We start from the raw sequence: 22,938 nt of genomic DNA on the forward strand, positions 1-22,938 counted from the left end.
TTCGCCTCAGTCTGGTGCCCCCCCCCCCCCCCCGTCCCGCACCCCGACCCCCCATCGCGCCGGCTGCCCCCGGGCCCCCCCCACGGCGGTTCGAGCGGTACGGCAGTGACGAGCTCACCCGACTCCTCCAGCCCGGTGAGCAGGTCGTCCAACTGCTTGGCCAGGGCGTCGCGCGCCTTTTTCGGCAGCTTCCGGCCCTCCTCGGTGTGCAGGAAGGACGGGTGGCCCCAGGTGATCGGGTTGCTGTGGATGAGCAGCAGGTACTTCATGACTGTTCCTTTCGGAGTCTGGCTGGATCTTCGCAGCAGAGGTCGGGGCCGTCCGGGACAACTCGACATTTCACCTTCGCGCCGTGTCACTGCCCCGTCGGTTGCCCCGTCAGCTGCCCCGAAATGTCGAGTCCGGCGACAGCCTTCCGACGTCCCGCTCGCCAACGACTCCGAGACCTAAGGTGAGCGCCATGGACGAGACGGACCTCCGGCTGGCGGACGGCCGCACCCTGCACGTGTACGACACCGCGCCCGGCGACGACGGCCGGCTGCCGGTGTTCTGGCAGCACGGCACCCCGAACCTGGGCGCCCCGCCGGAGCCGCTGTTCGAGGCGGGCGACTGGCTCGGGATCCGGTGGGTCTCGTTCGACCGGCCCGGGTACGGCGGGTCGACCGCCGCGCCGGGCCGGACAGTGGCCGCGGTCGCGGCCGACCTGAGCACGGTCGCCGACGCGCTGGGGATCGGCCGTTTCGCCGTCATGGGCTACTCGGGTGGTGGCACCTACGCCCTCGGCGCCGCCGCGCTGCTCGGACCCCGGGTCGAGGCCGTCGCCACCTGCGCCGCGATCGCGCCGTACGACGCCGAAGGTCTGGACTGGTACGACGGCATGATCCCGTCCGGGGTCGCGTCACTCCGGGCGGCGGCTGCGGGCCGGGAGACGAAGGTGCGGCACGAGACCTCCGGCGTCGAGTACGACCCCGAGTTCACCGCCCGCGACCTGGCCACGTTCGACGGCCCGTGGGGCTGGCTCGGCTCGGTCGCCGGCGACAAGTCGATGCCCGACGGACCCGACGGCCTGATCGACGACGACTGTTCTTATGTCGTCCCGTGGGACTGCTCCCCGGCCTCGATCACCGCGCCGACGCTGCTCCTGCACGGTGAGGACGATCGCATCATCCCCTGCTCCCACGGACATTGGCTGGCCGAGCACATCCCGTCGGCCGCGTTGCGCACGCACCCGGGCGACAGCCACATCTCGATCCTCACCCACACAGAGCCGGCCCTGGAGTGGATCCGCGACCGGACCGGATGATGCCTTGGGCAACTGTTGATTCGGCAGGAACCGAAATGGGTACCGGGCTCACGTGCTGCTGGCGGGTCGGTACCGATTGACCGAAATTCTCGGCCATGGCGGGATGGGCGAGGTGTATCGGGGGTGCGACGAGCTTCTGGGGCGGCCGGTCGCGGTGAAGTTGTTGCTGCCGGGACTTGGCGATCCGTTCGCGGCGGCGCGGTTCCGGCGGGAGGCGCGGACGGCGGCGATCGTGAAGGACCCGCACGTGGTCGCGGCCTACGACTTCGGGGAGCAGGACGGCTGCTACTACCTGGTGATGGAGCTGGTCGAGGGCCGCAGCGTGGCCCACGAACTCGCGATGCACGGCCCGTTCGAAGCCGAGCGGGCCGTTGACGTCGTCCAGCAGGCGGCGACCGGGCTGGCCGCGGCGCACCGGCGCGACGTCGTCCATCGCGACATCAAGCCGGCCAACCTGCTGATCGACGCCGACGGCACGGTGAAGGTCGCCGACTTCGGCATCGCCCGGTTCGTCACCGACCCGGCGACCACCACTCCCGGGCAGGTGCTCGGGACCAGCTTGTACCTTGCCCCGGAACGGGCCCTGGGCAAGCCGGCAACCGCTGCCTCCGATGTCTACGCCCTCGGTTGCGTCCTCTATCACTTGGTGACCGGGCACCCGCCGTTCACCGGTGACGACCCGACGACTGTCCTGCGTGAGCATGTGCAAACCGATCCGGCCCCGCCGAGCGAGGAGTGCCCAGAGCTGGCTGCTCCGGTCGAGGACATGCTGCTCCGGATGCTGGCAAAGGATCCGGACGACCGGCCGACCACCGCCGAGATCCTCAACGGCATCGACCTGACTGATCCGGAAGTCGACGGTCAGGTCAAGCACCGGCCACAACTCGGCCGGCTGTGGCGGTCACTGCTCGCGACCGCCCGCTGACTCCCTCATTCCAAGCAAAGGCTTGACATCGACCGACGCTCGGCGTCATATTCCAAGCATGTCTTTGGAAAAGGATCCGCGCCGGTCGCGGCTGCTGGACGACCCGCTGGCGATCCGGGCGATGGCCCATCCGGTCCGGCTGGACCTGCAGGCGCTGCTGGGCAAGGAGGGCCCGATGACCGCGGCCGACGCGGCCCGGCGGCTCGGGATCAGCCAGGCGCTGGCGTCGCACCACCTCCGGCAGCTGGCGAAGTACGACTTCGTCGAGCCCGCCCCCGGCAAGGACAACCGCGAGCGCCCGTGGCGACTGGTGTCGACATCCCAGTCGTGGCGGAGCTCGAAACTGACCGCCGAGGGTGTCGCGGCGGCCGACGTACTCGAGCAACTGCTCGCCGAGCGGGCGCTCGACAGCCTCGCCGACTGGCAGCAGCGCCGGACCGCTGAGGAAGAGATCTGGGTGCACAACTCCGGCATCGGCCACACCGGCATCTACCTCACTGCCGACGAACTCGCCGAGCTCGAGGACAAGATCAGCGGCCTGCTGCAGGAGTACGTGAGCCAGCGGCCGATCGACGACAAGTCGACCCGCCCACCCGGCAGCCGCCTGGTCGACATCACCCGGATCGTGACCGTCGCACCTCCGGACGAGTCGCCGGAACAGCCCGAGGAGTAGCCGTGAAAGAGCTGTGGGGCGTGCTCGCGCGGCAGCGCGACTACCGGTTGGTGCTGTCCGCGGGCTTGGTGTCGCTGACCGGCGACTGGATCCTCAAGACCGGACTCGCCTTCCAGGTCTACGTGCTGACCGGGTCGACGTTGGCCTCCGGCGGTCTGCTGCTGTCGTCGTTCGTGCCGATGGTCGTCCTCGGTTCACTGGCCGGCGTCTTCGTCGACCGCTGGGACCGGCGCCGGACGATGATCGTCACCAACCTGCTGCACGCACTCCTCCTGCTGCCGCTGCTCGCCGTCCGTGATGAGAGCGCGATCTGGGTCGTGTACGCCGTCGTCCTGGTACAGAGCTGTTTGCAGCAGTTCTTCCGGCCGGCCGAGCAGTCGCTGATCCCGGTCCTGGTCGAGCCGCGGCAACTGGTGACGGCCAACGCACTGAACAGCCAGACCAGCGACATCGCGCGGCTGGTCGGCGCCGGTATCGGTGGCGTGCTTGCCGGTCTCGGCGGTCTGCCGTTGCTGGCACTCGTGGACGCCGCGACCTTCCTCCTGGCGATGGGACTGATCGTGCGGGTCCGGCATCGCGTCGTTCGCGTGCTCGCGCAGCCGGCCGGTGGGGCGATCCGGCGGTTGAAGGCGGAGTGGACCGAGGGCATCCGGCTGTGCGTCACCGGACCCGCGATGCGGCTGCTGTTCGTGTTCTGCGTGGTGACCGGCGTCGGCGAGGGCGTGATGAGCACGCTGTTCGCGCCGTTCGTCAGCTCCGAGCTCGGCGGCGACGGTACGGCGTACGGCCTGATCGTCTCGTCCCAGGCGATCGGCGGGATCGCCGGCGGCCTGGTCGCCGCCGCGGTCGGCTCACGGTTGCCTGCAGCAACGATGTGGGGTGTCGGCGCGTTCCTGTTCGGGCTGATCGACCTGGCGCTGTTCTGCTACCCGCTGCTCTGGGACAGCCTGCTGCCGGCCTTCGCCTGCATGATCGTCGTCGGCCTGCCGGGGGCGTTCACCATCGCCGGGATGATGACCGTGCTGCAGCGCCGGACCGAGGACGCCTCCCGCGGCCGGATCTTCGGCGCGATCGCCGCCGCCGAGGGCGTCGCCGTACTGATCGGCATCGCCTCCGCCGGCGTCCTCGGCGAGCTGGTCGGCATCATCCCGGTCCTGGTCTTCCAGGGTCTCGGGTACGTCGTCGGCGGCGCAGTCGTCCTCGCCCGCCGCCGGATGCTGTCGGCTACGCCCCTTCCGGAACCTGTTGCTCGTCCGGTTGCTCGTCCGTCGGCTTGACCCGGTGGATGCGGACCCGGGCGACGCGGCGGCCGTCCATCGTGGTGACGGTGAGCACGTGGCCGTCGATCGGGGTCTCGTCGCCGGTCGTGGGGACGCGGCCGAGGCGGGCGGCGAGGAAGCCGCCGACCGTCTCGTAGGGGCCGTCGGGCAGCTCGCAACCGGTCTCGTCGGCGAAGTCGTCGAGGTTGAGCAGGCCGTCGACCTCGATGTCGCCGCTGCGCAACCGGGTGGTCTCGACCACCTCCTCGTCGTACTCGTCCTTGATGTCGCCGATCAGCTCCTCGACCAGGTCCTCGAGCGTGACGATGCCCGCCGTGCCGCCGTACTCGTCGAGCACGATGGCCAGGTGGGTGGACCGGCGGCGCATCTCGGTCAGCGTGGGCAGCAGCTTCGCGGTGTCCGGGAGTTGCAGTACGTCGCGGGCCAGGTCACCGACCCGGACCGAGCGGGACGCGACCGCCGGGTCGAACAGGTCGCGGACGTGCACGAAGCCGACGATGTCGTCGGCCGAGCCGTTCATCACCGGGTAGCGCGAGTGCGGCCGCTCGGCGGCGAACTTGACCGCCTTGTACGCCGGCATCTCGGCGTCGATGAAGTCCACCTCGGTCCGCGGCAGCATCAGTTCGCGCAACTGGCGGCTGCCGGCCTCGAAGACGTCGTCGACGATCCGGCGCTCCTCCTCGCCGAGCGACTCGTGGGCCGAGACCAGGTCGCGGAGCTCCTCGTCGGTCATCACCTCACGGTTCGCGTTCGGGTCGCCACCGAGCGCGCGGACCACCAGGTCGGTCGACTTCGACAGCAGCCAGATCACCGGGCGGGCGATCGAGGCGATCCGGTCCACCAGCGGGGCCAGGCCGAGCGCGAACGTCTCGGCCCGTTGCAGTGCCAGCCGCTTGGCCGCGAGCTCGCCGAGCACGATCGAGACGTAGGAGATCAGGATGGTGATCAGCACCAGCGCGGTCGTGTTGGCCACCGACTCGGGCAGGCCGAGATCCTGCAGGTGCGGGGACAGGCTGTCGGCGAGCGTCGCGCCACCGAAGGCGGCGGACAGGAAGCCCATCAGGGTCACGCCGATCTGCACGGCGGACAGGAACCGGTTCGGGTTGGCGGCCACCTTGGCCACCGTCTCGCCGCGCCGGCCACGCTGGGAGATCGACTTGAGCTGGCTGTCGCGCAGCGAGACCAGCGCCATCTCGGCTGCGGCGAAAACCCCACCGATCAGCACGAAGACCAGAATCAGGACGATATTGAGCAGGGTGTCGTTCATGGGTGGGGGTTCCTAGCGCCCTCTCGCCGTATGTCGAGAGGGCGTGCGTTGGGCGTAGTCGTCCATTCAGCAAGCCTAGCGGTGGCGACTATCACCGTGCATGTTCGAGTTTGTTGGTTTACGATGATTCCTGGCCGTCGGTGTCCGACGGCCGGGAGGGTCACACGATGAACACACCGCGCGGCGCACGCCGTACGGACACCAAGCTGTCCGACGGCCGCGAGCTGATCTACTACGACCCGGCCGACGCGCCGGCCCGGGTGCCGCTCGCGGACACCCGTGGGCTGCCGGCCCCGCAACCGCAGATCGACCTGCGCACCGACCCGCTCACCGGTGACGTCATCTCGTACGCGACCCACCGCAACACCCGCACCTACCTGCCGCCGGCCGACCAGTGCCCGCTGTGCGCGAGCAAGCCGGGCAACCCGACCGAGATCCCGGACCTCGACTACAACGTCGCGGTGTTCGAGAACCGGTTCCCGTCCTTCGCCGGCCCCGGCCGCACCGAGGTGGTCTGCTTCACCAGCGACCACAACCAGTCGTTCACCGACCTGTCCCAGGGCCAGGCCCGGCTGGTCGTCGACACCTGGGCCGACCGGACCGCCGAGCTGAGCGCCCGCGACGACGTCGAGTACGTCTTCCCGTTCGAGAACCGCGGCCGCGAGATCGGCGTCACGCTGAGCCACCCGCACGGCCAGATCTACGCCTACCCGTTCCTGCCGCCGCGGATCCGGACCCTGCTGGCCCGCGCCCGCGAGCACCAGCAGGTTGCCGGCAGCAACCTGTTCGCCGACGTCCTGGCCGCGGAGAAGAAGGACGGCACCCGGGTCGTCGCGGAGAACACCAACTGGACCGCGTTCGTGCCGGAGGCGGCCCGCTGGCCGGTCGAGGTGCACCTGTACCCGCACCGCCAGGTCGCCGACATCAGCGAGCTCTCGGTCGGCGAGCGCGACGACTTCGCGGAGCTCTACCTGGAGGTCCTGAGCCGCCTCGACGGCCTGTACGGCGACCCGTTGCCCTACATCGCCGCCTGGCACCAGGCTCCGGTCCGGATCGACCGCGAGCTCGGCTACCTGCACCTGGAGGTGTTGTCGATCCGGCGGGCCGCGGACAAGATCAAGTACCTGGCCGGCTCGGAGTCCGGGATGGGCGCGTTCATCAGCGACACCCGGCCCGAGGACGTGGCCGAGACCCTGCGGAAGGTGGGTTCGTGAGCTCCTTCGAGACGGCGTCCGATTTTGAGGCGGTCTTCGGGGTCGCCCCGGAGGGCAGCTGGCGGGCGCCGGGCCGGGTCAACCTGATCGGCGAGCACACCGACTACAACGACGGCTTGGTGCTGCCGATCGCGCTGCCGAACCGCATCCTGGTCACCGCGTCGAAGCGCGACGACGGCCGGATCGCGGTCGCCTCCAGCGGCCACCAGGGCGTGATCGAGTTCGCCATCGACGAGCTGTCCCCCGGCTCGGTCGGCGACTGGGCGGCGTACCCGGCCGGGGCGGCCTGGATCCTGCGCGAGTCCGGTTACGCGATCGGCGGCGCCAACCTGCTGGTCGACTCCGACCTTCCCTCCGGCGCCGGCCTGTCGTCGTCCGCGGCCCTGCTCTGCGCGACCTCGGTCGCGCTGCTCGGGCTACGTGACATCGAGGTCGACCCGGCCGAGGTTGCCCGGCTCGCACAGAAGGCCGAGAACCGGTACGTCGGTGCGCCGGTCGGGCTGATGGACCAGATGGCCTCGATGTGCTGCACCGAGGGCCACGCCCTGTACTTCGACATCCGCGCGATGGCCACCGACCAGATCCCGTTCGACCCCGCCGCCGACGGGCTGGCGCTGCTGGTCGTCGACGTGAAGGCTCCGCACCGGCATGTCGACGGCGAGTACGCCGCCCGCCGGAAGAGCTGTGAAGAGGCGGCTGCCCTGCTCGGCGTCCCGGCGCTGCGCTCGATCGAGTACGACGACCTCGACGACGCACTCGGCCGGCTCGAGGACGACGTCGTACGGCGCCGGGTGCGGCACGTGGTGACCGAGATCCGCCGGGTCGAGGAAGCCGTCGAGCTGATGCGGGCCGGCCGGCTGCGTGCGGTCGGGCCGCTGTTCACCGCGTCGCACGTGTCGATGCGGGACGATTTCGAGATCACCGTGCCGGAGCTCGACGTCGCGGTCGACACCGCGCTCGAGGCCGGCGCGGTCGGCGCCCGGATGACCGGTGGCGGTTTCGGCGGCTGCATCATCGCGCTGGTCGAGGCCGACGCGGCGGACGCCGTACTGTCCGCGATCGAGAAGGCCTTTGCCGACAACGGCTTCAGCGCCCCGAGCTCACTCGCCGCCGCGCCGTCGGCTGGAGCCTCCCGGGTGGAGTGACCTAGGTGGCCAGCTCGCGCTTGATCAGGGGCGCGAAGGCCAAGGTGGCGACGACCTGGACGACGCCCATCACCAGGTACGGCGTGCGCAGGTCGGTGCGGTGGGCAAGGAACCCCGCGCCGACGGCACCCGCCGGGGCCGCGCAGAACGCGACCATTCGGTAGACCGCGGTCACCCGGCCGAGCAGCTCGGCCGGGACGATCCGTTGCCGCAGGGTGATCGAGATGACGTTCCACCAGGTGCTGCCGAAGCCCATCAGCACGGCGCCGGCGATGATCAGCGCCAGCTCGGTGAAGACCCCGAACGAGACGACTGCCACGCCGAGCACGAGCATCGAGGTGATCAGGTTCTTGAACGTCGACAACCGGCGGGCGAGCCGGGGCGCGAGGACCGCGCCGACGACGCCGCCGACCGCGTAGGTCGCGACCAGCCAGCCGAACCACGCCTCCGGCAGGTGCAGGGCTTCCAGCACATAGAGGACGAGGATCGCGACGATGCCCGCCCCGACCGCGTTCGAGACCAGCAGCAGTAAGCACAGCGACCGCAGCAGCTTGTGCCGCCACAGATAAAGCAGTCCTACCTTGAGCTCCCGGCCGAGATTGCGGTCCGGCGACACCGCGCGGGCCGGTGCGGCGCGTCGTACCAGGAAGACCAGTACGGCGGCGGCCGCGAAGGAGATCGCGTCGACGAGGATCGGCAGGCCGTGGTGCATCACGAACAGCACGGCGCCGACCGGTGGGCCGATCAGGTTGGCCAGCAGGACCAGGGCCGCCTGGTTGTAGCCGTTCGCCCGCTCCAGCGCGGTCCCCACGACGAGGTCCGGGATCACCACCGAGGACGCGTTGTCGAAGAACGGCGCGAGCATGCCGAGCAGGAAGCCGGTGATCAGCAGCAGCGGGATGCTCTCCTGGCCGACCAGTACGGCGGCCGCGAACGCGCCGGCGATCACGGCCCGGATCGCGTCCACGATCCACATCGTGGTGGTACGACGCCAGCGGTCGACCATCACGCCGGACACCAGGCCGAGCAGCAGCCAGCCGACACCGGTGACCGCTTCGGTGAGCGAGACGATCCGGGGATCGCGGCTCAACGAGGCCGCGAGCAGCGGCAGCGCGCCGAACGTGATGCCGTCGCCGAGGAACGAGATCGCCCCCGCGGTCCAGAGCACCCAGTACGGCCTACCGAGCGGCTCCTGCCGTCTCATGAAGCAATGACTAGCTCACACCCGGTGTCGCGCATGGCTTTGCGGGCGGGAGTGGAGAGGCCGGCGTCGGTGACGATGACATCCAGGTCCGCCCAGGTGGCGAACGTGCTCAGGCCGACCGTGCCCCACTTGGTGTGGTCGGCGACGACCACCACCTCGCGGCTCGCGGCGATGAAGGACCGGTTCGTCTCGGCCTCCATCAGGTTCGGCGTGGACAGGCCGTGCTCCGCGTCGACGCCGTGCGCACCCAGGAACAGCAGGTCGAGGTGCAGCGAGCCGAGCGCGGCGGTGGCGATCGGGCCGACCAGCGCGTCGGACGGCGTCCGGATGCCGCCGATCAGGACGACGGTGCGGTCGGACCGGCTGTTGCCGTGGAACACGTCGGCGATCCGGGCCGAGTTCGTCACGACGGTCAGGTTCTCCACCCGGAGCAACTGCCGGGCCAGTGCGTAGGTCGTCGTACCGGCGCCGATGCCGATCGCGCTGTCCGGCTGGACCCGGCGGGCCGCCTCGGCGGCGATCGCCTGCTTGGCCGCGGACTCCTGGGTCAGCTTGGCGTCGAACCCGGGCTCGTGCGCGCTGCGCAGCCCGACCGACGTGGCGCCGCCGTGCACCTTGTGCAGCAGGCCGCTGGAGTCGAGCGCGTCCAGGTCGCGGCGGATCGTCATGTCCGAGACCCCGAACCGCTCCACCAGCTCGGCGACCGTGACCGCGCCCCGACTGTTGACCTCGGCAACAATCGTGGCCTGCCGCTGAGCGGCGAGCTGCCCTCCCCGGCCCCGCGGTGCCTCTGCTCCGGCTGCGTTCACGCTGCACAGCCTAGTGTGGAAATCGGTGTCTGTCAGGGAAATCGCATTGCCGCGGCGGGCCCGGCTTGGCACGCTGAAGCATGCGATTCCCCGAAGACGTGCCGGTGCTGTCCGACGACGCGGTGACCCTGCGTGCGCACACCCCGGCAGACATCGACCCGGCGTACGAGATGTGCCAGGACCCGGAGATGCAGCGCTGGACCACGATTCCGGTGCCGTACCGGCGCGAGCACGCGGTGAACTTCCTCACCGAGCAGATCCCGAACGGGTGGCGCGACGGCGGCATGCGGGCCTGGGCGATCGAGTACGACGGCCGCTACGCCGGGACCATCGACCTGCGCGACGGCGAGGGCGGAGTCGGTGAGGTCGGGTTCGCGGTCACGCCGTCGGCCCGGGGCGCCGGGGTGATGACCCGGGCGCTGCGGCTGGCCGTCCGGTACGCGTTCGACGTGCTGGAGTGGGACCGGGTGATCTGGCGTGCGTTCGTCGGCAACTGGGGGTCCCGCCGGGTCGCGTGGAAGGCGGGGTTCCGTGGCCTGGTCGTCGTACCAGGTGGTGGCAGGGCGCGGGGCGTGCGGTACGACGAGTGGGTCGCCACGGTCGGCCGTGACGACGACCTCGAGCCGGTGGGCAACTGGTGGAAGGTGCCCGAGGTCGAGGGGGACGGCTTCCGGCTGCGCGCGTTCCGGGCAACCGATGCGAAGCGGGTCGCGGAGGCGTGCAACAACGAAAGGACGCAGAACTGGCTGCCTGGGCTGCCGTCGCCGTACCAGGTGACCGATGCCGAGCAATTCATCGAGGGGCGCCAGGACGTGCTGGCCGGCGGCGATGGTGTGGTGTGGGCGATCGCGGACGCGGGCACCGACGAGGTGCTCGGTTGCGTGAGCCTGTTCGACATGAACAACCGGATCGACAAGACGATGGCCGAGATCGGCTACTGGGCGCACCCGGAGGCGCGTGGTCGCGGGGTGATGTCGGCCGCCGTCCGCCTCGTTGTCGAGCAGGCGTTCAAGCCGGTCGCGGAGGATGGCTTCGGGCGGCGGCGACTGGTGCTGTTCGCTGCCGACGGCAACACAGCGTCGGCCCACGTTGCCGAGGTCAACGGCTTCACCCACGTCTCCCTGCAGCGGTCGGCGAGCCCGCGACGGGACGGCAGCCACGCCGACCTGCACGGCTTCGACCTGCTCGCCTCCGAGCGGACCTGATCCGCGGCGGCCGAGGGGTTGCCGGGCGGTGCTTCCGAGCGGTAATGGTGACCGCCCGAAATCGGTGCTGTACGGCCAGTTGGTGTCATCCGACACTACTTCCCCTCGCCGTCTCGGCATCCGGCTGCTTGAATCGACTGGTGAGAGATCGTGAGGAGCTCGTCCGCCGCTGGCAGGCCGGGTGGTCGGTTTCGAGGGGCTGGACCACCGTGGAGGACGACAACGACGGCATTCTGACTGTCCGTGCGGGTGAGGGGAACCGCGCGATGGAGTACGTCGTACTGGATGCCGATGACAAGCCTGAACGGGTCGAACGGGCCGCCGAGCTGGCGCTGGCCGCCGGCGGCGGCCGGGGAGCCGGCTGGGTCACCCTGGCCACGGACGACAAGGAAGCCCGGATCGAGCAGCTCGAGGACCTCGGCCTCGAGGTCCAGCAGGACCAGGACTGGCTGATGACGATCCAGCTCTCGGAGCAGCCGGCGCTGAAGCTGCACGAGCGCTACGCCCTGCACACCGAGCTCGAGTCCGACCTGATCATCACCCGGGCCACCCTGCACGGCGGCGTGGTGTCGAGCGGGCGGATGGCCGTGGTCGGCGAGGACGCGGTCGCGGACCGGATCGAGACCGATCCGGCGCACCGGCGGCGCGGGCTGGGCAGCGCGGTGATGGCCTCCCTGGTCGAGACGGCGGCGGCCCAGGGCGCCAAGCGCGGCATCCTGATCGCCTCGATCGACGGCCTGCGGCTGTACCGCAGCCTCGGGTGGAAAGTGGTCGCGGACATCATCATCGCCCGCTCCCGGTGACCCCCGTCACGTTCAAACGCATGACATAGTCAAAGGTTCGTGAAGTGCGGCCACCCCGGGGAGTCAGCCCCACCTGACCTGGGAAAGGCTGCAGACCATGACGAGCCACAGACGACCACAACAGCGCCACGGAGTGATCGGGCCGCTACTGGCCTCGCTCTCGGCGCTGGTGCTGATCGCCGGCATCGGGTGGTTCGTGCTGGACCGGACTGCGAGTGTCCTGACCAGCCAGGACCGGCCGCTGACCACGGCGACCGACGAGCTGTCCGAGACGCCCTCGGTGACCCCGTCGGTCACACCGTCTCGCCGTACGACTCCTTCTCTCACACCTACTCGTACGCCGACGCGCTCGAAGGCGACCAGTCCGACCCCGCGCCGTACGACGACGGCCCCGAGCCGGGACGGCAGCCGGAGCCCGAAGCCGTCGCCGACGCCGATCCGGACCACGAGCAAGCCGACGGCCACCAAGACCACGACCAGCGCGCCGACCGGCGGATCGGGTACGGCGGAAGCACAGGTGCTCAGCCTGACCAACAGCGAGCGGTCGAAGGCCGGCTGCGGTCCGCTGAAGATGAACAGCGCCCTGACGGAGGCCGCCGAGGCACACGCGGCTGACATGGTCGACCAGCACTACTTCTCGCACGACAGCCTGGACGGCCGCAGCCCGTTCGACCGGATGAAGGCCGCCGGCTACAGCGGCGGCGCGATGGCCGAGAACATCGCGGTCGGCTACAAGAGCCCGGCCGCCGTGGTCGAGGGCTGGATGAACAGCGCCGGCCACCGCAAGAACATCCTCAACTGCACCTACACCGTGATCGGCATCGGCTACGACAGCGGCCAGGTGAAGCCCGAGTGGGGCAGCGGAAGCTGGGTGCAGGACTTCGGCGGTTAACGCTTGCCGGGTGAACCTTCGATAATCGTTAAGAGGCGTCGCAGACCTGTAACGGTGACCTCTACGGTCAGTTAAGGTCGCTGTTCGGTGAACCAGGGGGGACCTGGCAACAACTGAACGCGGGGAACGACGAGCACTCGGTACGACGAAAACGAAGAGGATTCGCCCACCCATGACGGATTCGCCTACCCCCCGGCGACACCGCGGCAGTAGAAGAGCTCCCCGGCGGAGCCGCGGCCTGATCGGCCCTACCGTCAGCGCGTTGTCCGTTCTCCTCGCCATCGGCCCGGTCGTCTACCTGATGTCCCGCGAGAACTCGACCGTCGACGGCGCGACCAAGGTCCTGAACGTCTCCGAGGAGACCCGCGACGACGCCGGCAACTCGGTGGCCGACGGCCACAACTCCTCCGGCGCTCCGGACGGCAAGGTCACCAAGACGCTTCCGAACGGCACGACGACTGTCGCAGGTACGCCGGTCCTCGGCTCGGCGGCCTCGACGTCGACCTCGGACACTCCGGCCTCGACCGGCACCACCACCGGCGCCCCGTCCGGGACACCGACGAGCATCGTCACCACCGCGCCGACCAGTGGCGTGACGACCGTGACGGTGAGCCCGTCCGGACCTCGCACCGCGCAGACCAGCACCAAGCCGAAGCCGCGGCCGTCGAGCAGCACCCCGACGAAGACGCGGAACAGCGAGCCCCGGCCGAGCGAGACGACCGAGCCGCCGACCGGTGGCGGCGGCACCAACGCGCAGGAGCGCGAGGTGCTCAAGTACACCAACGCGATCCGCGAGCAGCAGGGCTGCGGCCCGCTCCGCCTGGACAGCGCGCTGGTCGAGGCGGCCGGACGGCACGCGTCCGACATGGTCCGCCGGCACTACATGGACCACACCAACCCCGACGGCCAGGACCCGGGCGACCGGATGGCGGCCGCCGGCTACGACTCCGCGCAGAAGGTCGTCGCGGCCTGGATGCAGAGCGATGGACATCGCAAGAACATCCTGAACTGCCGGTTCACCTCCATCGGCATCGGCTACGACCCCGGCCAGGTCCGGTCCGACTGGGGTCCCGGCAGTTGGGTCCAAGACTTCGGACGCAGCTGAGGGCTGTGGGTGTCATTGTGCTGAAAACACTGAGTGTGGCGAAGACGTTGTCTCAGCGCCACAACGTCCGGCCGCTTCACGGCCGGTCACTGCGGGTAGATCCGTCCTTGTCATGTCGCCGGTCCGTCCTGGGGGGCTCCGGTGAGACGAATGGTGAGGCACGTCTTGGGGGCGAGACAGTGAAGGGAACAACGAAATAATGTCCGAGTCCGGCAACGGCCGGTACAAACCACGCAGGAAGGCGACCCGGGCGGCATCCCGCGGATCCCGGTCCAGCGCGGCGAACCGGCCCACCCCGGCGGAGACCACTCCGCCGCCACCACCGGAACCGCCCCGGTACGCTCCGCGGACGAGTGACGAGTCGCCGTTCTGGGCGACCGCACAGTCCGCCGGCGCGGCCAACGAGTCTCCCTTCTGGGCGAACACGCAGTCCACCCCCGGCGCCGGCACCCAGCCGATCGCCCGCCCCAGCTCGCCCTCCAGCGTCACCCAAGGCTCCACCCCTCGGATGGCGGGCCTCGGCGACACCGCGTCGTCCCGCTCGTACTCGCGCTCCACCGACTCCGGCCTGGGCGAGACCGCCTCTTCCCGCTCATACTCCCGCGCCAGCGAGTCCGGCCTCGGCGAGACCGCCTCGTCGCGGTCCTACTCCCGCGCAGCAGCGGCCGACGCCGCCTCCTCCCGTTCGTACTCGCGCGCGGCTGCAAGCGGTTCGCCCTCCTGGGTGACGCAGTCCCCCGCAGGCTCGACCACCGAAGCAGGCGCCCAGACGGGTAGGCGTCTCGCCTCGACGATCGAGGCCGACGCCGAGCCGGCGCCCACCGCCACCGCAGGCTCGCGAGTCGCCGGCACAGCCGTCACCACCGCGGCCACGGCCGGCCCGACATCGAGAGCAGCGGCTGCCTCCTCAGGTGGAGGCGGGCGCGTCGGTTCCCGTACGGCGGCCCGCGCGGCCGGCGGAGGCGGCAAGGCGAAGCGGCCCCTGATCGCGGTCGCGTCCGTCATCCTGGTGATCACGCCGATCTCGTGGATCCTGCTGCACCAGCCGCAGAACGACGACGCCGACGCGTCGATCCCGATCGTCACCCGCACCGACGACACCTACGTCACCCCAACCACCAAGCCGGTGGTCAACCCCCCGACGCCCAAACCAAGCACCCCACCAGCCACCCCAAGCGCCACGCCCACGTCGACGCCATCGGCCACCCCGACGCGCACCCCGACGACCGCGCCCACCGACCGCCCGACGTCGTCCCCCACCGACGGCCGCATGACCACGGCCCCCACCAGCCGCCCAACCCCCACCGGCGACCGCACCACCACGTCAACCCAGCCGAAGCCCACGGAGACGACGCCTCCGCCGCCTCCCCCGGTTGACGACGGCAGCATGTCGGCCGACGAGCTGCAGCTGTTCCAGATGATCGACAGCGCCCGGCAGGACAAGGGATGCGCGCCGCTCAAGCGCGACAGCGACCTCAGCAACGGCGCAAGCGCCGACGCCAAGGAGCGCGCCTCGTCCGGCAACACCAACTCGTCGAGCTCGTCGTCGACCACCGCCGGTGGCGAGGACTGGACGGCTCAGGACGCCTACGACCAGATGATGGCCCAGAGCAGGAGCATGGTCCTCAACTGCGGCCTGACGACGCTGGGCGTCGGGATGGACAAGGCCAAGTACAAGGAATGTTTGCTGTTCATCTGCAGCACGAACACCCGGTACGCCTGGGTTGCGGACTTCACGTAAGACGTAGCGCACTTTCGTCGGGTGTTGGTGGGACCATGGGAGGGAACGACCCTTGGTCCCACCAACCCTGCGGGAGGCCGGATGTACGGGGAACGCGACGACCTGGACCCGCCCCGGCCCGCCCACTTCGGGATTCCGCCGGACGCGCTCGCCGACGAGCGCCCCGATCCGCGCCCGGAAGAGGCGAAGCGGATGGGCCTGAGCCGGCACACCGAGGAAGGCGCCGTCCTGTACTTCGCGTCCTCCCTCGACCGCGGCAAACCCGGTCACCGGATGATCGCCTGGATCCTGCTGGTCACGTTCGCGGCGCCGGCTCTCTACACTCTTCTGCTCCTCCTGTGAGCCCGCCGAACTCCTGACGGTGCCGCTGCGGCGTCGTACCGAGGACTGCGTGGAAGTGGTGGCGCAACGCGGCGCTGCTGCCGAAGCCGCTGTCAGTGGCGATCCGCTCGACCGGGTGGTCGGTGGTCTCGAGCAACAACCGGGCTCGGTCGAGGCGCTGGCGCAGCAGCCATGCCTGCCCGGAGCTGCCGGTGCGGGCGCGGAACTGCCGGGTGAACGTACGCCGGGACAGCGCAACCGCCGCCGCCCATTCGTCCAGCGTGACCGGCTGGTCGAGCCGTGCCCGCGCCCACAGCATCGCCTTCTCGATCACGTCGTCGCTCGGGTCGGGCGGGACCGGGACCGGGATGTACTGCGCCTGTGAGCCGCTGCGATGTGGTGCGACCACGATGCTCCGGGCCAGCCGCTCGGCGAGCTCGACGCCGTGGTGCGTGCGGACGAGGTGCAGGCAGCAGTCGAGGGAGGCGGCGGTCCCGGCCGAGGTGAGGAGGTCGCCGAGGTCGGACCAGAGGACGTCCGCGCGGACAGTGATGTTCGGGTGCTTGGCCTGCAGTTGGTCGGCCCACTTCCAGTGCGTGACCACCTCCCGGCCGTCCGCGATCCCACTCGCCGCGACCAGGAACGCGCCGATGCACAGCCCGACGACGGTCGCACCGCGGGCGTGCGCGCGCTGGATGCTGTCGATCAGTACGGCGGACGGTTCCCGGTCGGGATGCCAGCTCGGCAGGATCACCAGGTCGGCCGTGTCCATCACGTCGAGGCCGTGGTCGACGGAGATCCCGAAGCCGGCGTTGGTCCGGAGCGAACCGGGCTCCTCGGCGCAGACGTTGACCTCGTACTCGCACGGTTCGCCGAGGCGGTCGCCGAGGACGAGGCACGGTACGGAGAGGTGGAACGGGCTGATCCCGTCGTACGCGAGGACGGCGACTGTGCGCATGGGACCAGTATGGCCCGATCTTCAGGAACTGTGGCTCGCGGGCCAATGGTGGGTGAGGTCGGCGGCCGCGACGATCGAGGCATGAAGATCACGCACATCGGCGGCCCGACCGCGCTGTTCCGCCTCGGCGGCCTCACGTTTCTGACCGATCCCGCCTTCGACGAGCCACAGGACTACGTGCTGCCGACCGGCCGGGTGATGACCAAACTGATCGGGCCCGCGGTGCCGGTCGCGGAGCTCGGGCCGGTCGACGTCGTACTGCTGTCGCACGACGAGCACAAGGACAACCTCGACGACGCCGGCCGCGCCCTGCTGCCGTCGGTGCCGACGGTCTTGTCGACGCCGGGTGCTGCGACGCGGATCCCAGGCGTACGCGGTCTGGAGAGCTGGGAGTCGGTGGAGCTGGCCCGCCCCGACGGCGGCGTGATCACGGTGACCGGCGTACCGGCGTTGCACGGTCCCGAAGGCGCCGAGGCCGTCCTGGGTGTGGTCACCGGTCTCGTCCTCACCGCCGACGATCTCCCCACCGTCTACGTCTCCGGCGACAACGCCTCCGTGGCCCTCGTCAAGCAGATCGCCGACCGCTTCCCCGTCGACGTGGCCATCCTCTTCGCCGGCGCCGCCCGCACCCCGCTGATGGACGGCGCACCCCTGACCCTCACCTCATCAGCCGCCGCGGAAGCCGCCCATCTCCTGGGCGCGGCGACCATCATCCCCGTCCACACCGAAGGCTGGTCCCACTTCTCCGAAGGCCCCGACCAGCTGACAGCAACCTTCGCCGAGTCCGGCCTGACCGACCGCCTGAACCTCCTCCCCCACGGCGTCGAGACCACCGTCGCCGGCTAGGGGATGTTGTGTGAGGTCCAGAACGGCTTGAGGTCGGTGGGGCTGACGGCCTGCGCGGCGGTCTTGAAGGCGGCGGGGGTTGCTACGCCGTACCAGTGGGACTGCGCGTAGGTCGTCGGCCAGCAGCCGACCCGGTGGTTGCCTTCGTGCACGTCGGTGGCGTACGTCGCGAACGCCTCGTCCAGCCAGGGATCGGCGTACTCGTTGTTGCCGATGATCCCGTACCACCACTGGTGCGCCACCTCGTGCACGACCGGGCTGCCGGCCACGTTCAGCAACACGAACCCCGGGTACTCCATCCCGAGGAAGTTGCTCCACCCGTCATGCAGCACCAGATCGAGTTCACCGTACGGACCACGTCGTACCGTCACCGCTCCCGGTCAGCTCCACGTCGTACGACGGAGCCGCCGGAGTCCGCACCTCCTCCGCAGGCGCCGCGAACAACGAGATCGGGGCCAGCAGCAACAACAGGATCCGGTGCATGCGCAGACTCCCCGAACTGGTGGAGTCTGCAGGCTACCGAGTGGCCGGCGCCGGATCCGGCCCGTCCGGGAGCCATTCGTGTACCAAGATCTCATCGCCTACGTGAAGGATGCCCTCGGCAAGCACCGCGGCCTTCATGCCGAAGCTGACCCCACCGCCGTAGTCCGGTTGCCGGCGGTACGTCGCCAGCGTCCGGGTCGGCTCCGGACCGCGCTTCTCGCCGGATGCCTGGTCGACGGTCGGGACCGCGCACCGGATCGCGCGGGCCGCGTACCCGATCTCCACCGAGCCGGCCGTCATCCGCAGCACCCGGTCCTCGGTGTGCGGCTCGGGCCAGCCGGAGACCACGATGTTGGGCCGGAAGCGGTTGATCGGGATCGCGTCGCCGCCGCGCTCCACGATCCGCTCGTTCAGGCCGTCCAGCGAGGACAGCGACGCGATGAGCAATGCGTGCGCGTCACCGAACCCAGTCTGACCGGGATTCACGCCCCAGCCGGGCCGCTCGTGCTCGGGCGTCACCCGGACCAGCGCGGCCGGCCTGGAGAGGCGGGCGGTGAACCACTCGTCCGCGGCCGGGTCCTGCACGACACCCAGGCCGAACCACTTCCCGAACAGGCTGACGTCGCGCCGCTTCCCGTCGTACTGCACCGGGATCTCGAGGTCGGGCGCACCCGCTGCCGACAACCGGAGCCCGGCGCCGTCGTCCAGCACCTCGGCCCGCAACGCGGCCATCGCGGGCAGGCTGCGCTGGCTCAGGAACGTCCCGTCCGGCTCGACGAGCATGAAGTTCCGGTCGTGCCGGAGCCCGGCCGGACCCACCTCGGACCGCTCCACGGACACCCCGGCCAGCCCCTTCACCGGGTAGTAGGACAGAGCAGCAACCTTCGCGATTGACATTGCTCAATCCTAGCTTGACCCCTGTCACTTGCCTTGTTTGATCATGTTGGATTATGTTTGATCACGAGGAGGCCGACATGAACGCGGAGATGTTCGCCGGCGCGCTCCGGCGGGTCCGGCAGCAGTCCGGGCTCACCTACCGGCAGCTCGCTGATCAAGCGCACTACTCGCACGCACACCTGGTCCGGGCGACCAGCGGGAAGCAGCTGCCGACCTGGGACGTCACTGCGGCCTTCCTGACCGGATGCGGTGTGCCGCCCGAGCTCCTCCCGGTCTGGCGCCGGCACTGGGAGGCGGCTGTCCGCGATGCGCAGGACGTCGCCCAGCTGCTGCAGTCCGCCGAGACCCTGCAGGACCTCGGCGCCGCGTTGGCGGCGCTGGCCCGGCCGAGGTCCTCGCGCAGCCTGGAGCGGCTCACCGGAATCCCCCGGACCACGCTCCAGGCGTGGTTCCAAGGCGCTCGCTTGCCCGGCCGCGATCGCGTGGACCGACTGGTCCGCGCCGTCGGCGCGACACTCGAGGAACGCGCGGCGGTTGCCGAGGCGCTCGAGCGGATCGGATCCGGCCGGACCCGCGCGGCTGCGTGAAGCGTCAGCGGCGGAAGGTGCCCGCGGGAGCGGGTGGGGTGGTGAAGCCTTCGGCGTCGGTGAGCGGGGCTGCTTTGCCGGCCAACTCACTCAGGGGAAGGACGTCGTACGGCGGTTGCGCCCGCCGGCCGGCCGCGGTCAGGTCCGGGACGGGCTGGGGCGACGCGACCAGGATGACGTTCCCGAAGCCCTTGCCCCGCAGGACCTTCCGCTCGGCCAGCACCACCCCGTCGCCGACGGCCCCGCGGACCGTGGCCGCCGTACGGCGGATGAACGGCAGGCCGGCCGATCCGTCGATCAGGTTGGCGACCAGTACGCCGGTCGGTCGCAACACCCGGGCGCACTCGGCGAAGAACTCGGCCGTGACCAGGTTCGCCGGGACCGCCTCCCGCTCGAACGCGTCCAGGATCAGCAGGTCCATCGAGTCGTCGTACAGCTCGGTGATGCCGGCCCGGCCGCTGACGGCGCGGACCTTGATCCCGGACCGCTTCGGCAGCGGAAGCGCCTCGCGGACGAACTCGGTCAGGTCCTCGTCGGGCTCGAGCACGACCTGCCGCGAGCGCGGCCGGGTCGCCGCGACGTACCGCGGCAGGCTCAGCCCGGCGCCGCCGATGTGTACGACGGCGACCGGCTGACGCCGAGGTGCGGCGGCATCGACGACATCGCCGATCCGCCGCATGTACTCGAACGACAGGTTGGTGGGGTCGGCAAGGTCGACCTGCGACTGCAGCGAGCCGTCGACCCGGAGCACGAAGGTGCCGTCGGCCTCGGCCTCGACGGTCGCCGTCCCGGACCCGACCTTGCGTTCCACCCGCCTATCTTGTCACCGGGCGCTCAGCGCGCCTCGGCCTCCTCGGCCACCGCGACGTCGGTGTTGTCGGTGAACAGCCCGTCGATCCCGGCCTTGCGGTACGCCGCGATCTCGCCGAACAGGTTGCCCGACTCGGCCGCGACCGCGGAGCTGTCGAAGTTCGCCGGCAGGAAGTTGTTCTCCACCCGGAAGGTGTACGGGTGCACGACCAGGCCGGCCCGGTGCGCGTTGCCGACCAGCGCGGTCGGCTGGCCGAGCTTGCCGGTGGCGTCCAGCGGGATCACCTGGTCCTTCGACGGACCGAGCCCCTTGGCGTACGTCGCGACCTCGCGCAACCCGCTCGCGCTCACGATGTCGGCGTACGTGCGCTTGTCACCGGCGACCACGAAGTCGTACGGCGCGCCGGAGGAGCTGGTCAGCTGGACGAGCGGGACGCGGAGTTGCTTGCGCAGCGCCTTTAGGTTCGCGACCTCGAAGGACTGGACGAACACCTTGGCGTCCGGGCGGTTCAGGCCGTTGCGGTTCAGCGTCTTCACCAGCTCCGGCTCGAGCGCCAGACCCTGCTGCTGGAAGTAGGTCGGGTGCTTGGTCTCGGGGTAGATGCCGATCGGCCGGCCGAGCTCACGGGACAGCCGGCGGCTCAGGTCGATGACCTCCTGCAGGGTCGGGACCTGGTAGCGGCCGTCGAACACGGTGTTCTGCTGGCGGATCGCCGGGATCCGCTCCTTCGCCCGCAGCGTGCGCAGCTCGGCCAGCGTGAAGTCCTCGGTGAACCAGCCGGTCACCGCGACCCCGTCGAGCTGCTTGGTCTTCTTCCGGCCGACGAACTCCGGGTGCGCCGCGACGTCCGTCGTACCGCCGATCTCCGGCTCGTGCCGGGCGACCAGCACCCGGTCCTTGGTGGTCACCAGGTCCGGCTCGATGTAGTCGGCGCCCATCCGGGCCGCCAGCTCGTACGACGCCAGCGTGTGCTCGGGCCGGTACCCGGACGCTCCGCGGTGCCCGACGATGACGAAGTCGTCGCGGTGCTTGGCGGCGGCCTGCGCAGCAGTGTCTGCGGTGTCGGCGGCCGGGGCCGACGTCGGCAGGGCCTGCGGGACCAGCACGGCCGCGGCCACGGCGAGGGCCGACGCGGCGGCCGGGACGAACCGGCGGGGCAGCACCGTTCGCTTCATGAGGTTCTCCTTACAGGTCAGGAACTGGAAGACACCCTTGGATACTGCGAAGACCACCGGATGTCCGCGCGGTGAACGATTCCCCGCGATGTGAGCAAGTCGTGGGTCCCCCAGCGTTGGTAGCACGCACGGGGCTTGCTAGCGTCCGAAGCACACTGTCACAAGAGTTCGAGGAGCGTGTCGTGAGCACTACACCGGTGAAGGTGGCCGTTACCGGGGCCGCTGGTCAGATCGGCTACAGCCTGCTGTTCCGGATCGCGAGCGGTGCGCTGCTCGGCCCGGACACGCCGGTGGAGCTGCGGCTGCTGGAGATCACCCCGGCGCTGAAGGCGCTCGAGGGGGTCGTGATGGAGCTCGACGACTCGGCCTTCCCGACGCTGGCCGGGGTGGAGATCGGCGACGACCCGAACGTCATCTTCGACGGTGCGAACGTGGCGCTGCTGGTCGGCGCCCGGCCGCGGACCAAGGGGATGGAGCGCGGCGACCTGCTGGAGGCGAACGGCGCGATCTTCACCGTCCAGGGCAAGGCGCTGAACGAGCACGCCGCGGACGACATCCGGGTCACCGTGACCGGCAACCCGGCCAACACGAACGCGCTGATCGCGAAGAGCAACGCCCCGGACATCCCGGCCGAGCGGTTCTCCGCGCTGACCCGGCTGGACCACAACCGCGCGCTGGCCCAACTGGCGAAGAAGACCGGCGTGCACGTCACCGACCTGAAGAAGATGACGATCTGGGGCAACCACTCCGCGACCCAGTACCCGGACATCTTCCACGCCGAGGTGGCCGGCAAGAACGCGGCCGAGGTCGTGAACGACCAGGCGTGGCTCGAGAGCGACTTCATCCCGACCGTGCAGAAGCGCGGCGCGGCGATCATCGAGGCCCGCGGCGCGTCCTCGGCGGCGTCGGCGGCGGCGGCGACCATCGACCACACCCGCGACTGGCTGCGCGGCTCGGCCGACGGCGACTGGCTGTCGATGGCGGTCGTCTCCGACGGTTCGTACGACGTACCCGAGGGCCTGATCTCGTCGTTCCCGGTCACCACGAAGGACGGCAACTGGGAGATCGTCCAGGGCCTCGACATCAACGACTTCTCCCGCACCCGCATCGACGCCAGCACCACCGAGCTCGCCGAAGAACGCGACGCCGTACGGTCCCTCGGCCTCATCGGCTGACTCCAACAACAAGAACAACACTCGGCTCCTCCGCCCTCCGGGCGGAGGAGCCGAGCCGTATGAGGGGCACCCCGCGGCCTACCCCACCTGCCGCGGGGGGCGGGGGGGGGCGGGGGCGG

At 70.3% G+C, this 22,938-nt stretch carries 24 protein-coding genes and 1 pseudogene; 15 read left to right on the top strand and 10 right to left on the bottom strand.

Annotated features, from left to right (window positions below; translation table 11 throughout):
- A pseudogene (locus AB0H36_RS45315) lies at positions 1–269 on the bottom strand (hypothetical protein); the annotation flags it as partial.
- 191 nt (positions 270–460) lie between these two features.
- On the opposite strand from AB0H36_RS45315, the gene AB0H36_RS45320 reads away from it, so the two are divergent.
- The 4 genes from AB0H36_RS45320 to AB0H36_RS45335 are packed head-to-tail and all read left to right on the top strand — an operon-like array spanning position 461 to position 4,178.
- Positions 461–1,303, top strand: coding sequence for an alpha/beta hydrolase (locus tag AB0H36_RS45320; protein ID WP_360537908.1), 843 nt, complete (start codon positions 461–463; stop codon positions 1,301–1,303).
- 52 nt (positions 1,304–1,355) lie between these two features.
- Positions 1,356–2,228: a serine/threonine-protein kinase gene (locus tag AB0H36_RS45325; protein WP_360537910.1), complete on the top strand. Its 873-nt coding sequence runs from the start codon at positions 1,356–1,358 to the stop codon at positions 2,226–2,228.
- A 58-nt stretch (positions 2,229–2,286) separates the two neighbouring features.
- The gene (locus AB0H36_RS45330; protein ID WP_360537912.1) at positions 2,287–2,901 is read left to right on the top strand and encodes a helix-turn-helix domain-containing protein; all 615 of its coding nucleotides are present in this window, start codon (positions 2,287–2,289) and stop codon (positions 2,899–2,901) included.
- A 2-nt stretch (positions 2,902–2,903) separates the two neighbouring features.
- Positions 2,904–4,178, top strand: coding sequence for an MFS transporter (locus AB0H36_RS45335; protein ID WP_360537914.1), 1,275 nt, complete (start codon positions 2,904–2,906; stop codon positions 4,176–4,178).
- On the opposite strand, the gene AB0H36_RS45340 is transcribed toward AB0H36_RS45335, so the two are convergent.
- A complete protein-coding gene (locus AB0H36_RS45340; protein ID WP_360537916.1) occupies positions 4,126–5,448 on the bottom strand; it encodes a hemolysin family protein in 1,323 nt (440 codons plus the stop codon). The two genes, AB0H36_RS45335 and AB0H36_RS45340, sit on opposite strands and share 53 nt — an antisense overlap.
- 167 nt (positions 5,449–5,615) lie before the next feature.
- On the opposite strand from AB0H36_RS45340, the gene galT reads away from it, so the two are divergent.
- On the top strand, positions 5,616–6,662 hold the full coding sequence (gene galT / locus AB0H36_RS45345) for a galactose-1-phosphate uridylyltransferase (protein WP_360537918.1): 1,047 nt from the start codon (positions 5,616–5,618) through the stop codon (positions 6,660–6,662).
- Positions 6,659–7,807 carry a galactokinase gene (galK, locus tag AB0H36_RS45350; protein WP_360537920.1) on the top strand — a complete coding sequence of 383 codons (1,149 nt, stop codon included), beginning with the start codon at positions 6,659–6,661 and terminating at the stop codon, positions 7,805–7,807. Before galT ends, galK begins: the two co-directional genes overlap by 4 nt.
- A 1-nt stretch (position 7,808) precedes the next feature.
- Here galK and AB0H36_RS45355 read toward each other — a convergent pair whose 3' ends face one another.
- Positions 7,809–9,011 (bottom strand): MFS transporter, encoded by a 1,203-nt coding sequence (locus AB0H36_RS45355; protein WP_360537922.1) that lies wholly within the window; start codon positions 9,009–9,011, stop codon positions 7,809–7,811.
- A complete protein-coding gene (locus AB0H36_RS45360; RefSeq protein ID WP_360537924.1) occupies positions 9,008–9,820 on the bottom strand; it encodes a DeoR/GlpR family DNA-binding transcription regulator in 813 nt (270 codons plus the stop codon). The genes AB0H36_RS45355 and AB0H36_RS45360 overlap by 4 nt, the downstream gene beginning before the upstream one ends.
- Before the next feature lie 80 nt (positions 9,821–9,900).
- Here AB0H36_RS45360 and AB0H36_RS45365 point away from each other — a divergent pair, with 80 nt between their 5' ends.
- From AB0H36_RS45365 to AB0H36_RS45390, 6 genes are all read left to right on the top strand, one after another.
- Positions 9,901–11,025, top strand: a complete 1,125-nt coding sequence (locus AB0H36_RS45365) for a GNAT family N-acetyltransferase (RefSeq protein WP_360537926.1) — start codon at positions 9,901–9,903, stop codon at positions 11,023–11,025.
- A gap of 140 nt (positions 11,026–11,165) precedes the next feature.
- Entirely contained in the window at positions 11,166–11,828 is a 663-nt protein-coding gene (locus AB0H36_RS45370) for a GNAT family N-acetyltransferase (protein WP_360537928.1), read from the top strand.
- Positions 11,829–11,925: 97 nt separating this feature from the next.
- A complete protein-coding gene (locus AB0H36_RS45375; protein WP_360537930.1) occupies positions 11,926–12,720 on the top strand; it encodes a CAP domain-containing protein in 795 nt (264 codons plus the stop codon).
- Between the two features lie 262 nt (positions 12,721–12,982).
- Positions 12,983–13,825, top strand: a complete 843-nt coding sequence (locus AB0H36_RS45380; protein WP_360537932.1) for a CAP domain-containing protein — start codon at positions 12,983–12,985, stop codon at positions 13,823–13,825.
- 199 nt (positions 13,826–14,024) lie between these two features.
- Positions 14,025–15,566, top strand: a complete 1,542-nt coding sequence (locus tag AB0H36_RS45385) for a CAP domain-containing protein (protein ID WP_360537934.1) — start codon at positions 14,025–14,027, stop codon at positions 15,564–15,566.
- An 81-nt stretch (positions 15,567–15,647) separates the two neighbouring features.
- Positions 15,648–15,908 carry a hypothetical protein gene (locus tag AB0H36_RS45390; protein ID WP_132327403.1) on the top strand — a complete coding sequence of 87 codons (261 nt, stop codon included), beginning with the start codon at positions 15,648–15,650 and terminating at the stop codon, positions 15,906–15,908.
- Here AB0H36_RS45390 and AB0H36_RS45395 read toward each other — a convergent pair.
- Entirely contained in the window at positions 15,862–16,845 is a 984-nt protein-coding gene (locus tag AB0H36_RS45395; RefSeq protein WP_360537936.1) for a helix-turn-helix domain-containing protein, read from the bottom strand. The two genes, AB0H36_RS45390 and AB0H36_RS45395, sit on opposite strands and share 47 nt — an antisense overlap.
- 81 nt (positions 16,846–16,926) lie before the next feature.
- Between AB0H36_RS45395 and AB0H36_RS45400 the strand changes: the two genes are divergently transcribed.
- Positions 16,927–17,691, top strand: a complete 765-nt coding sequence (locus tag AB0H36_RS45400; protein WP_360537938.1) for an MBL fold metallo-hydrolase — start codon at positions 16,927–16,929, stop codon at positions 17,689–17,691.
- Here the strand turns inward: AB0H36_RS45400 and AB0H36_RS45405 are convergent.
- From AB0H36_RS45405 to AB0H36_RS45415, 3 genes are read right to left on the bottom strand one after another with little or no spacing between them, the layout of a single operon-like run.
- Entirely contained in the window at positions 17,688–18,062 is a 375-nt protein-coding gene (locus AB0H36_RS45405) for a hypothetical protein (RefSeq protein WP_360537940.1), read from the bottom strand. The two genes, AB0H36_RS45400 and AB0H36_RS45405, sit on opposite strands and share 4 nt — an antisense overlap.
- The gene (locus AB0H36_RS45410) at positions 18,034–18,174 is read right to left on the bottom strand and encodes a hypothetical protein (RefSeq protein WP_360537942.1); all 141 of its coding nucleotides are present in this window, start codon (positions 18,172–18,174) and stop codon (positions 18,034–18,036) included. Before AB0H36_RS45410 ends, AB0H36_RS45405 begins: the two co-directional genes overlap by 29 nt.
- 33 nt (positions 18,175–18,207) lie before the next feature.
- Entirely contained in the window at positions 18,208–19,071 is an 864-nt protein-coding gene (locus tag AB0H36_RS45415; RefSeq protein WP_360537944.1) for an MOSC N-terminal beta barrel domain-containing protein, read from the bottom strand.
- A 77-nt stretch (positions 19,072–19,148) separates the two neighbouring features.
- Here AB0H36_RS45415 and AB0H36_RS45420 point away from each other — a divergent pair, with 77 nt between their 5' ends.
- A complete protein-coding gene (locus tag AB0H36_RS45420; protein ID WP_360537946.1) occupies positions 19,149–19,658 on the top strand; it encodes a helix-turn-helix transcriptional regulator in 510 nt (169 codons plus the stop codon).
- Positions 19,659–19,662: 4 nt separating this feature from the next.
- Here AB0H36_RS45420 and AB0H36_RS45425 read toward each other — a convergent pair whose 3' ends face one another.
- Both AB0H36_RS45425 and AB0H36_RS45430 read right to left on the bottom strand, forming a co-directional pair.
- Positions 19,663–20,469 carry a fused MFS/spermidine synthase gene (locus AB0H36_RS45425; RefSeq protein ID WP_360537948.1) on the bottom strand — a complete coding sequence of 269 codons (807 nt, stop codon included), beginning with the start codon at positions 20,467–20,469 and terminating at the stop codon, positions 19,663–19,665.
- 23 nt (positions 20,470–20,492) lie between these two features.
- Positions 20,493–21,644 carry a glycerophosphodiester phosphodiesterase gene (locus tag AB0H36_RS45430; RefSeq protein ID WP_360537950.1) on the bottom strand — a complete coding sequence of 384 codons (1,152 nt, stop codon included), beginning with the start codon at positions 21,642–21,644 and terminating at the stop codon, positions 20,493–20,495.
- Positions 21,645–21,826: 182 nt separating this feature from the next.
- Here AB0H36_RS45430 and AB0H36_RS45435 point away from each other — a divergent pair, with 182 nt between their 5' ends.
- Positions 21,827–22,819, top strand: coding sequence for a malate dehydrogenase (locus AB0H36_RS45435; protein ID WP_360537952.1), 993 nt, complete (start codon positions 21,827–21,829; stop codon positions 22,817–22,819).
- The last annotated feature ends 119 nt before the right edge of the window (positions 22,820–22,938 follow it).

The organism is Kribbella sp. NPDC050820 (assembly GCF_040653975.1).
In the GTDB taxonomy this organism is placed as follows: Bacteria; Actinomycetota; Actinomycetes; order Propionibacteriales; family Kribbellaceae; genus Kribbella.